The 12,150-nt window shown below is 47.7% G+C and carries 5 protein-coding genes and 1 rRNA gene; all 6 read right to left on the reverse strand.

Annotation, left to right across the window (positions count from 1 at the left end):
• Positions 1 to 191 precede the first annotated feature (191 nt).
• The 6 genes from clpC to rrf all read right to left on the reverse strand — a co-directional run bounded on the left by clpC (position 192) and on the right by rrf (position 12,146).
• Positions 192 to 2,639: an ATP-dependent protease ATP-binding subunit ClpC gene (gene clpC / locus RQP50_RS28575; protein WP_021252488.1), complete on the reverse strand. Its 2,448-nt coding sequence runs from the start codon at positions 2,637 to 2,639 to the stop codon at positions 192 to 194.
• Between the two features lie 23 nt (positions 2,640 to 2,662).
• A complete protein-coding gene (locus tag RQP50_RS28580) occupies positions 2,663 to 3,730 on the reverse strand; it encodes a protein arginine kinase (RefSeq protein WP_072732038.1) in 1,068 nt (355 codons plus the stop codon).
• Between the two features lie 71 nt (positions 3,731 to 3,801).
• The gene (locus RQP50_RS28585; protein WP_021252490.1) at positions 3,802 to 4,347 is read right to left on the reverse strand and encodes a UvrB/UvrC motif-containing protein; all 546 of its coding nucleotides are present in this window, start codon (positions 4,345 to 4,347) and stop codon (positions 3,802 to 3,804) included.
• A 50-nt stretch (positions 4,348 to 4,397) separates the two neighbouring features.
• A complete protein-coding gene (locus RQP50_RS28590; protein ID WP_021252491.1) occupies positions 4,398 to 4,859 on the reverse strand; it encodes a CtsR family transcriptional regulator in 462 nt (153 codons plus the stop codon).
• A gap of 560 nt (positions 4,860 to 5,419) precedes the next feature.
• Complete coding sequence (pulA, locus tag RQP50_RS28595) at positions 5,420 to 11,779, reverse strand: type I pullulanase (RefSeq protein ID WP_315747441.1); 6,360 nt, start codon at positions 11,777 to 11,779, stop codon at positions 5,420 to 5,422.
• A 250-nt stretch (positions 11,780 to 12,029) separates the two neighbouring features.
• A 5S ribosomal RNA gene (rrf, locus tag RQP50_RS28600) occupies positions 12,030 to 12,146 on the reverse strand.
• Positions 12,147 to 12,150 lie beyond the last annotated feature (4 nt).

Raw genomic sequence — 12,150 nt, forward strand, 5'->3', positions numbered from 1 at the left:
CCATGTCCGCAAACAGGTACCTCGTTACTCATTACTCATTAGTTTACCATTTTTAAGAAGGAGGATAAAGTGCTTTAGCATATCGCAAGCAGAAACAGGCATATGTGGAGCAATAAATAACGAAGAAAAAAAGAACCGTACCTTCCTCCGGGAGGGAGAAAGTACGATTCTTTCCTACATACTACAGTTCATTATACATGTGCTGTGTTAACCTCGTTGTTGCGCAGGACGAGCAGCTCGCCATCTTTCTCGTCGATGACGACGGCATCGCCCTTGCTGACATTACCCTTCAACAATTCCTCTGACAGGCGATCCTCGATATGCTTCTGAATCGCTCTACGCAATGGACGGGCGCCATACGCTGGATCAAAGCCTTCCTTCGCGAGGAAATTCTTCGCATTGTCTGTCAATTGGAAATCAACATCCTGTTCCTTCAGGCGCTTGCGAAGCTCACCGGCCATCAAGGATACGATTTCAGCGATGTGCTTCTGCTCCAAGGAGTGGAACACAATAATTTCATCAATCCGGTTCAAGAATTCTGGGCGGAAGCTCTTCTTCAATTCACCCATCACTTTATCCTTCATGTTGTTGTAGTCTTTGCCTGCATCATCAACTGCAGTGAAGCCAAGCGTAGAATTACGCTTAATTGCTTCGGCCCCAACGTTGGATGTTAGGATGATAAGCGTGTTACGGAAGTCAACTACACGTCCCTTCGAATCGGTGAGACGGCCATCTTCCAACACTTGAAGCAAAATGTTGAATACTTCTGGATGTGCCTTCTCGATTTCGTCCAACAAGACGACTGAGTATGGCTTACGGCGAACCTTCTCCGTCAATTGGCCGCCCTCTTCATAGCCGACATATCCCGGAGGCGCTCCGACGAGACGAGCTGTCGAATGCTTCTCCATGTATTCGGACATATCAATTCGGATTACCGCATTCTCATCACCGAACAAAGATTCGGCCAAGGCACGAGCAAGCTCAGTCTTACCTACCCCAGTTGGGCCAAGGAAGATGAAGGAGCCCATCGGACGCTTCGGATCCTTCAACCCTGCACGCGCACGGCGGATTGCACGGCTCACTGCTTTCACCGCTTCATCTTGGCCGATGACACGCTCATGAAGAATCTCTTCCATCTTGAGCAAGCGCTCTGTCTCTTCTTCCTTCAGCTTCAATACCGGAATTCCGGTCCAGCTCGCTACGACTTGAGCAATATCCTCTGGCGTAACTTCAGAATCCACGCGTCCCTGCTTCTCTTTCCACTGGTTGCGAACGGTCTCCAGTTCTTCACGCATCTTCTGCTCTGTATCACGCAGCGCAGCGGCTTTCTCGAATTCTTGGCTTTGCACAGATGCGTCCTTCTCTTTGCGGATGTCTTCCAAACGTGCTTCAAGCTCTTTCAAATTTGGTGGTACTGTATACGAATGAAGGCGAACTTTAGAGCTCGCTTCATCAATCAAGTCAATTGCCTTATCCGGCAGGAAGCGATCTGTAATATAACGATCCGAGAGCTTCACCGCTTGCTCAATTGCCTCATCGGTAATTTTCACACGGTGATGGGCTTCATAACGATCACGCAGCCCAGTCAAGATCTGGATTGCTTCCTCTGGAGTAGGCTGGTCGACCGTAATCGGCTGGAAGCGGCGTTCGAGCGCTGCATCCTTCTCGATATATTTGCGGTACTCATCAAGTGTTGTCGCCCCAATGCACTGCAGCTCTCCACGAGCCAATGCAGGCTTCAAAATGTTCGATGCATCAATGGCGCCTTCAGCACCGCCGGCACCGATGAGCGTATGCAATTCATCGATGAACAGGATGACATTGCCTGCTTGGCGAATTTCATCCATGATCTTCTTCAGGCGATCCTCGAACTCACCCCGGTATTTCGTTCCGGCTACAACCGAACCCATATCAAGCGTCATAACACGCTTATCGCGAAGCGTCTCTGGAATTTCATTGTTAATAATCTTCTGTGCCAGACCTTCAGCTACGGCCGTCTTACCAACCCCAGGCTCACCGATAAGTACGGGGTTATTCTTCGTACGGCGGCTCAGTACTTGAATGACGCGCTCAATTTCCTTCGAACGGCCGATAACCGGATCAAGATTGCCTTCCTTCGCTACTGCTGTCAGATCACGAGCTAAGCTGTCCAGTGTCGGTGTGCTTACATTTTGCGACTGTCCATGATGGCTGGATACCGCTTCGCTGCTTCCAAGCAGCTGCAGCACTTGTTGGCGTGCCTTGTTCAAGCTAATGCCAAGGTTGTTCAACACCCGTGCTGCTACGCCTTCTCCTTCACGGATCAAGCCAAGCAGAATGTGCTCTGTACCCACATAAGTGTGGCCAAGCTTGCGTGCTTCATCCATGGACAGCTCAATCACTTTCTTCGCACGCGGGGTATATGCAATATTGAGTGGCTGTTCTTGACCGCGCCCGATCAAGGTTTCGACTTCGTCCTGAATCTTCTCCAATCCAAGTCCAAGCGCTACAAGTGCCTTAGCTGCGATGCCTTCCCCTTCGCGAATAAGTCCAAGCAGAATATGCTCCGTTCCGATATTGTTATGCCCGAGTCGTACTGCTTCTTCTTGTGCCAAAGCCAATACTTTCTGCGCACGTTCTGTGAATCTACCGAACATCATAAGTGTTGCACCTCCATATTACATTATGATTTAGATTTGGATAACGTCTCGCGAATCATCTTCGCGCGATATGAATCCCGATCTTCTTGAGATAATGTCGTGTTGTATTTATATTGTAAGAAGCCTGGCTGTGTCATGACCAATAATTCATTCAGTTGTGACGATTGAATATGCTGCAGGATGCCAAGGTCAGAACCAAGCCTAATGTCGGACAACCGCTGTGCGGCTTCTTTTGAATCCATAATCACTGCATGCTTCAAAATTCCATATGAGCGGCAAATGCGATCCGTAAGCCGCATGCTATTGCTTGTCAGCAGCTGTTCCCGAGCTGCCTTCTCATGCTCGATTAATTGCTTCACAACACTGTACAAATTATCAATAATCTCAGATTCGGATTGACCTAATGTAATCTGATTTGATATTTGGAACAGGTTGCCGATCGCTTCGCTTCCTTCTCCGTATATGCCTCTAACCGCTAATCCAACTTGGGTAACGGCCTGAAGCATGAGGTTAATCTGCTGTGTCATTACCAATGCCGGCAAGTGCATCATCACCGATGCCCGTATTCCTGTTCCCACATTCGTCGGGCAGCTTGTTAAGAAACCTCTCTTCTCATCGAAGGCGTAGTCGATTTGCGATTCAAACACATCATCGATGCGGTTAGCCTGCTCCCAAGCCTCACGAATTTGCAGCCCTGGAGATAGGCATTGAATACGAAGATGATCTTCCTCGTTAATCATGATGCTTATCGACTCATCCTCACTGACAATGACCGCGCCATTGCGGGACTCATTTGCCAAACTCGGGGATATCAAATGCTTCTCTACTAGAACTTGCTTCTCTGTATCGCTAAGCTCTGCCAGCTCTAATTCATGAAAGTGATTCAATTGCGCAAATTCCGGGTCTTTCATGACTGCTGACAAACGATCCAACACCTCGGCCGATTGTTGATTCGTAGCCAAGAGCGGGAACGGCAGTCCGCTAATATTCCGTGCTATACGGATACGGCTGCTGATGACGATATCGGAATCCGGGCCCGTGCCGCGCATCCAATCGCTTAGGGCTTCTTCAATAAATCGTCGCTCTGTCATCTCGTCATCTCCTTCCAATTCGCACTGCTTATTGTCATCTTACTCTCTCGATAGCGCTTGTATCCTAGGTGCTATGAACTGCTTCTCTCCGAATCGCTTGGCGGCTGCTTCTCTAATTCGCGAATACGGTCACGCAAGGTTGCGGCCTCTTCGAACTCTTCACGCAAAATACTGAACTGCAGCTGTTTCTTCAATTCTTCCAGCTCGCGTCTGCGCTGAATTCGGCCTCCCCCACGCTTCGGAATTTTGCCAACGTGAACGGTATTGCCATGTACCCGCTTCAATAGCGGATCTAAGCGCTCACCGAAAAAGGTGTAGCATTCATCACAGCCAAAGCGGCCGAGCTTACCGAACTGTGCATAAGTCAGTCCGCACTTCTCACAGCGCATAGGCTGTGGTTTCGCATCTTCCTTAGCTCCCTGTTTGCTCCCTGTCAGATCGAAATCAAGCAATCCCGACAATAAATTATGGATGGAGAATCCGTTCGCCGTGCCAGGAATCCATTCGCCTTTTTCCCGGGCACATGATTCACAAATGTGAAACTCCGTCTTCTGTCCATTAATGATTTTCGTAAAATGCAGGGTAGCCGGTTTCTGACCACATTGTTGACACACCATAACCGTCTCTCCTCCTTTATAGGTAGCATCCATCTTACATACTTACATCTCTACTTGCTAAGCAGTGCCAGCAGCATCGACCTTAGCAGCCGGGCACGTATCTCGTCGCGGTAGGGAAGCTTTACTGTTATATTGTCCCGAGAAACAGCAGCCCTCAGCAGATTCGCTTCCCGGCGGGAGATGAATTCCGCTTCTTCTAGTTGATAGATAAGACCTTCAGCGGCACTCTGCTCAATCTGCTCCCCAATGGATTCGCACAAATGATTATGAATCGCTTGATGGGCTGGCAAGTCAATTCGCTGAATGCGAATATACCCTCCACCGCCACGCTTGCTCTCAACAACATAACCCTTCTCCAACGTAAAGCGTGTGCTGATCACATAGTTAATCTGCGATGGAACACAAGAGAATTGTTCTGCCAAATCATTGCGCTGAATCTCAACGGCACCTTCTGAACTCTCAAGTAATATATGCTTCAAGTAGTGCTCGATTAGGTCGGAAATGTTGCGCATCTTCTCCCCCCTTTCCGCCTGCAGCAGTCTCTATATTAGGTTTAACCAAATATAAGCCTCACTTATTCTAGTTTGGCGCAATATTTTGAACTTTTTTGACTATTAATCTGACTTTGACTTTCTTTGACTTTATTTTTATTATAGCGCACTCGTTTGATTTTGCAACTATTTTAGATCGATTTCATCAGCTATTCTACACGATGATGTGGATAACCTTCTTCTTGGTTAAAAAGCACACGCTTATTCCATCTCAATTACGCAATATATTCAATTACACGGTTGATGGTAAGCCCTATTCGTGAAACTCTATATGTGGATACCTGGAAACTTCTCCACACTCGTGGATAAATGATGGGTTAAATGTGCATAAGGAGACTCATTTATCCCTTCTCCACAGCTTGTTCATTGAGAAATATGTATGGTGTACATTTTACCGCTATGTTCGTCCAATTATGCACATGTGAATAACATATTGAAACAAGCTAATGAATGCCTGCGTTCGTTCCAGTATAAAAACTCCCGCTGCCGTCCTTACGGATGACACGGGAGTGATGGTCGTGCTATTCAGCAATATATTGTAGAGCAAGGAGAAGTCTGGTCAATGCAACTCCCGCTTCTGCTCGTGTAGCATTGCCGCTAGGACGCAGCGCGCGGTCTTGGTAGCCATTAAGGAACCCAGTTGAGAGTTCCAGATGATGACCTTCAAGACGAGCAGCATTGACAAGCATTTGTGCCAATTCCTCGCGAGTAATGGATGCATTCGGATGGAATGATCCGTCACCATCCCCCTCAACAAGCTTCAGTTGCACCGCAGTCGCAAGTGCATCTGCATACCAAGCTGATGCTGGCACATCCATGAAGGCATCCTTGGATAGTTTCTGTCCTTGGACATCGCCATAGCCTAACGCCCGCACAAGCATGGACATGAATTCTGCCCGAGTTACCTTATCATTCGGGGCAAACTGTCCATTTCCTCTGCCTTGAATAATGAACTTAGAAGCTAGCAGCTCCATATTTTCTTTCGCCCAATGGCCATTCAAATCATGGAAGCTCGGTGCATACTTGAGTACTGCGAAGATACCATTATAATCGTGCTTCATGTTCATTACCGAAATCGATTTGCCCTCAGTGCGCTCCATCCATGACGGAACGAATGAGAATGTCTTTGTCTTTGCATTATACTTTACAGCTGTCATCTTCCCAGCACTTTGGCTGCTCGGCAGTTGGATAGAGCCCGTTGTAAGAATGCCTGCACGATCAGGAATTGGTTCCTGCTTCCCATCCTGCTCCAAATGCAACTGGAACTGAACAGCTGCCATCAAATGAGCACCTGGCTGTGTGGATGCTGCAGATGTAAGCACCTTCAGCAATTCAGCCGAAGGCTTCATCATGTGCACGGTCAGCAATTGTGATGCATTCCCATTGCTCAGATCTGCTAGCTGTTTCATCGGAAGTTGATAGCTGCCTGCTCCCGAACGTACCACAATGTTCAATTGCGTATGTTCCTTCATTGCCTGACTCAATTTCTCCATCGGGATTCGAATACGTACGTCTTCTGACTCCGACGGCGCTGCAATTGTCCAAGTTCTCAATTCTGTTGCCGAACCTGTCAAACGAGACATCTCTTCTATATCTTCATTGCGAATGAGCAGCTCAACAGTCGCCGTTCCGTCGGCATTCTTCAGAAGATTCAACGTTGTTGGCTCATAACGAACGCCATCTTTCGTGACGGTCATTCCTTTAAATGACTCTTCTGTTCCCCCTTGAGCAGCCCCGCCTTTTTGATCCTTGCTGCCATTTCCGTTTCCAGAGCCGCTTCCATTGTCAGTGCCCGTTTCTGGGTCTGTTTCTGCATCCTTTACGACGACAATCGAGCGTCCGTCTACGGTATTGTGCGGATCATTCAGTTCGTTTGTTACTCCATCCTTGGTAATGGAGAATTTGTACGCATACTCGCCATTCGCTGCGTTCTTCATTACGTAGACGAACCATTCATTTTCTGCATCGTACGTCATCGAGTAAGACTTGCCGTTGATCGCAATATCAGCCTGCGTGATCCGATCCTGCGCTCCACTCGCAAACAACGCTTTATCCCGATAATAGAACGCAACCGGACTCTTCTCTTGAACTGGGCCAGTTATTGAAGGCAGCGTCCGAAATGATTCCTGCCCACTGTATACATACACCTTAGTTAATGTGTCATCCAAATTCGTCTTAATGAAGCGATTGGCATCGATATCTTTCTCTTCCCAGTTGCCCCGTTTGACGATAAACCCAATCAATTCAGCCTCTGGAGCGATTTCAATCATGGCAGTCGCCATTCCTTTGTCAAAATGCTGGAACTCATGACCGTCATCTTTTACACCTGTCTGCCATACCCATAATCCCCAGTTGTCGTATTTCGCGTCTGGACGAACATAGTTGATTTGTACATAGCGCTTCAGGAACGGCTTAACCACTACCTTCTTCGAAGCCTCTGCTGCCCCAACCCGAGCCGTAATGACCGCCGTTCCTTCCTCCACGCCTGTTACCTTCCCAGCGCGGTCTATTCTAGCCACTGATGCATCCGATGTGCTCCACTCCGCAGCTGCACCAGACATCGTCTGTCCGAATTGATCCTTGATGGCAACTGTAAATGGTGATGTGCGGCCCTCAAAGATTGAATCTGCACCGTTAATGGACAGCGTCGTAGGAACAAGCTTCGCTACTGTCACATTTACCTGTGCTTTCAAATTGCCCGAGGTTGCGGTAAGAACTGCGGCTCCTTCCTTCACTGCTGTTACTTTGCCTCCACTGTTGATGACGGCCACCGCAGCATCGGATGTTGACCATGTTACATTCTCAGTAAACATAGGACGGCCCTTCTGATCACGCACCACAGCTGTCAAGCGAGTGTTTGTGCCTGGCTCTAACCCAAGCGCAGCAGGTGCTACTTCAAGCTTTGTCGCAATCGGTGTATAGCCATATTCCTGATCGTACAACACCATCATGGACAATCCAGCTACCACTACCTTACCTCCCTTCACCGTTCGTATCGTCTTCACACCAGATGACGTATGGTCGACGACCACACTCCATTCATCCGCAGTAGGCAGTGCAACTTCTTGCGGAGCAGACGAACCATTATAAATGACGGCAATATTGCGCCACGTATCCCCATTTGCAAAGTTATTCAACTTGAATGCGATAACTTGACCTTCTTGGCGATACACTTGTAAGTTCGATTTCACCTCATCCTTCGTTGTCATGCGGAATGCTGGATGTGCTGCTCGCAGCTCGATAAGACCTTTCAAATAATCAAATACTGGCTTGTACTCCGCCTTCTGTTTCCATAAGATTTGATTAATCTCATCTGGGCTCTCATAGCTGTTGTGATCCCCGAACTTGCTGCGAAGCAGCTCATCTCCTGCATGAAGGAACGGAATGCCTTGTGCCGTAAGAACAATCCCATTTGCAAGCAAGGAACGCTGAACGGTCTCGTTATCCAGTACATTTAACTCCGTCAAGGTTGCGAACGGATTGCGTTTTATGTCCGTATCTTTCCCTTGCGTCTTAAGCACCTTATCCCACAAATTCAAGTTATCATGTGCGGTTACATAGTTAATCGTCTCTGTCGGGGAGCCCGTAAAGTCTGTGATTGCACCAAGCAGACCTTTCACCACATCCGCTTCCTTGCCTTCAGCTCCTGTCGCGAATCCTTTGGAAGCATCGTCACTTCCACCCTTTATTGCCCCACGAATATTGTCATTGAATACTGCAAACCCTTCTCCGCGCTGCTTGCCCTTCTCGATCTGCAATTCCGCAGCAAGCGGTGTGCTGCCCCCTGACCATGGCTCACCATAAATCATGATGCTTGGATCAATCTCTCTCAGTTTACGCACGATGGCGCGTGTCGTCTGCAGATCGATCAGCTTCATCAAGTCGAAGCGGAATCCATCTAGATTGTATTCTTCAGCCCAATACTTCACGGAGTCTTGTACGTATTTGCTAACCATCGGACGTTCTGTTGCTACTTCATTTCCTACACCGGAGCCATTAGTGAAGTTGCCTTGCTCATCGCTCCGATAGAAATAACCCGGTACAATCTTATCAAATATGGACATATCCGATTCCAGACCGCTTACGAATGTATGGTTGTACACGACATCCAGCACGACCCGAATGCCTTGGTCATGAAGCGCTTGCACCATTGCCTTGAACTCACGAATTCGCTTCGTTGGGTCTTCCTGTGCTGGGTTGGTCGTATAGGAACCCTCAGGCATGTTATAGTTTACCGGGTCATAGCCCCAATTGAATTTTCGTTCTTTCGAGCTTGGATCATCCACCAGCTTCTCATTTACCGAACCGAAGTCATAGGTCGGAAGCAAGTGAACATGCGTAATACCAAGCTCTTTCAAATGGTCGATCCCTGTCTTTATATCTGGCTTTCCAGGCAAAGTCGTTCCCGTTTCCGTAAAGGCAGTAAACTTGCCTCGATTGCCTGGCGATACGCCTGAATTCTCATGAATTGAAAAATCACGGACATGTAATTCGTATATGACAGCGTCTGTTGGATTTCGAAATGGGGGCTTCCGATCTCCGTCCCAGTTCTTCGGATTGGTTGCCGCGAGATCAATAATTGCCGACTTCCCGCTGTTCACCGATGCCGATCTCGCATATGGATCAAGTGCATACGTTATACTGCCATCCGGGAATTGCAGCTTGTACATGTAATAGGTTCCATGCAAATTGCCATCCACGTTAGCGGCCCATACCCCTGTAGCTGCATCCTTACGCATCGAGACTTCCCTGCTAGGCACGTCTTTCGCCATGTCCGCTCTATTGTACAAGGCTAACGAAGCTTGTGCAGCCGTAGGCGCCCATACTTTGAAGCTGCTTGAAGTCGATTGATACGTAACACCTAAGTCATCCCCAGCATATACGTAGCTATCCAAAATACCACGCATCTTGATCGGCATATCCCGATACATGTCCTGTGGATTTCCTTCATAGCGCACTGTATATGCCTTTGACACATCATCAACCGGATTGGACAGACGGATCTTTACAGATTTCTCATCTGCGCCTTGAGAGGATACGCCCTCCAATTTGGTTGTACCTTCATATGCGGCAAATGCGGAGTAATCCAAGTTCGGAACAATGTCCTTCAATGTAACGCGAACTTCATGATCCTGATCCATCCATGCAGCATGCATAGAAGGCTGAGCCTTCGTTGTAAAGGAAAACTCATATGCTGTGTTCGGTGTATTCGTGTCTTTCCCCGTTGCCACTCCCGCTGGTATAACAACCTTATACTCTGTATCATAGCGCAGCGGTTGACTCGGTGTAACGACCAACTGCTGCTCCTTTATCGTCACATCTATCGGTTGGGTCGCACCTAGCTTATCCTCAAGTGTGATGCCTTGCCCATTTATCTCAATTTGTTCGGAGAAGGTGACGATAATCGGCTTATTAACTGCTGCATGCTGCTGTTTATTGGCCGGATCTGTGCTAATCAGCTCCAGAGCGTCACTCATCCCCTTTATCTCGTAATTTCCGGCATATACACGTTGTACATTCGGGTTCGATGATTCATTCCAACTACTTGCTCGTGTATTCCCCGGATCTTCTGGTATTACATTGAATGCACCATGCGTGTCCTCATTTCCGCTTAGAACAACAATTGGACGCAAAACGTCATGATTTTTTAGCTTGAGTTGATGCAGCGGTATAGCCGCTTCAAATCCTGACTGTCTGGATACAGCGAATTCTGCTCCTTTACGATCTCCCCATGTGGATAGAATGGGGGTATTGTAATCCGAGGCCTCATATAGAGCAGCGCCTTCTATCTCATTGTCTTGTTTCAAACGCATCATAAGATGATACTGCGGCTTCTCTGTTGTACCGCTAAAATTATATTGCGCTTTCCAAGGGTTGTCCGCATTGCCTGAATCAACACGATTCACATTTAGGGCAATATCAATATACTGCCCCTTATCTCCCCAATTCGGCAATTGTGCATCTACCCATATATACAGCTTCTTACTATCATTGATCAGTTTGATTGCACCTAGTTTCGTATCGCCATATGTGCTCTCTGTTACAGATGTCCCAAGTGCCTCCACATCGTCCCAGAGACTGTCTTTAACCCCATCGATGATTGGAGCAAAAGTAACCGTAAACGGCTCGCAATAGGTAGATAAGCCGTTCGGGTTCTGTTTCATATTCCAGCCTGTCGCAATTTCATTGTCTGCCGTTTCGGGAATTACATCGAATACACCATGCTCATCCGCGCGATCACCGCTAAGAACAACAATCGCTTTGACGGTGTCATTCAGCTTCAATTGAAGCTTGTTCAGAGGAATTGCCCCTGTCATCACCTTGGCTTGGTCTGCAACATGGAAGGACGCCCCTTGCGAATCTCCTGTATGAAGCAATGGTGTTGATGAGCCACCCTCATATACAGCCGCCTCGCCACCTTGCTTCGCTTCCATCACGATATGGAACTTCGGCTTCAGTTGTGTATGGTTATAATTGAATTGTCGTTGATAAGGATTGGTTGCGACGCCGGAATCAAAATCATTGATCTGCAAAGCGATATCAATATACTGCCATGACTCCGCATGAGCTGCATCGACACGGAAATACAAATACTTTGCATCGCTTGTCAGTTTCATCTGATCCAACTTGGCACTATTCCAGCCTGCTGTCGATGACGAGCCTAATGGCTTCACCATATTCCAATCAACAGCCTTCAATGCGTCTTCTGCCGTTGTCTTTTCTGCTGATTGGGTCTGTAGTTGCTGCTTCTTCTCGCCTAAGGAGTCTTGGACTGTAGATGTAGAAAATGCATAAGCCATCCCTCCTCCCCATACTGGCATCAAGCTGATTAGCATGACACCAACTAACATACCAGAGATCGAAGCCTTCCATTTCCTCATGACATTACTCCTCTCCAAATAAATGCAAACGTTTGCATAAATAACAAAGAATAATGATGCTAGATTGATTGTCCTTTAGCTAATTATGTAGTAGTGCAATACCTCCATAGATGAATCACCCTTAATGTAAACGTTTGCAAAATCAAGCATACTGGTTCGTCTATTCCCTGTCAACCACCCTTAAGACCTAGCCTAAGTCCTTATCTACAAAAAGACCACCGTCGAGATAACTCAACAGTGGTCATTCGTTGCTTGGCGACGTCCTACTCTCCCGGGACCCTGCGGTCCAAGTACCATCGGCGCTGGAGGGCTTAACGGTCGTGTTCGGGATGGGTACGCGTGGAACCCCTCCGCCATCGCCACCAAACAGC

This window comes from Paenibacillus suaedae (assembly GCF_032337355.1).
Lineage (GTDB): Bacteria > Bacillota > Bacilli > Paenibacillales > Paenibacillaceae > Paenibacillus_B > Paenibacillus_B suaedae.

Bases quoted from the DNA above. Each gene is read 5' to 3' on its own strand.
- clpC (WP_021252488.1), bottom strand. From the start codon at position 2,639: ATGATGTTCGGTAGATTCACAGAACGTGCGCAGAAAGTATTGGCTTTG.
- RQP50_RS28580 (WP_072732038.1), bottom strand. From the start codon at position 3,730: ATGACAGAGCGACGATTTATTGAAGAAGCCCTAAGCGATTGGATGCGC.
- RQP50_RS28585 (WP_021252490.1), bottom strand. From the start codon at position 4,347: ATGGTGTGTCAACAATGTGGTCAGAAACCGGCTACCCTGCATTTTACG.
- RQP50_RS28590 (WP_021252491.1), bottom strand. From the start codon at position 4,859: ATGCGCAACATTTCCGACCTAATCGAGCACTACTTGAAGCATATATTA.
- pulA (WP_315747441.1), bottom strand. From the start codon at position 11,779: ATGAGGAAATGGAAGGCTTCGATCTCTGGTATGTTAGTTGGTGTCATG.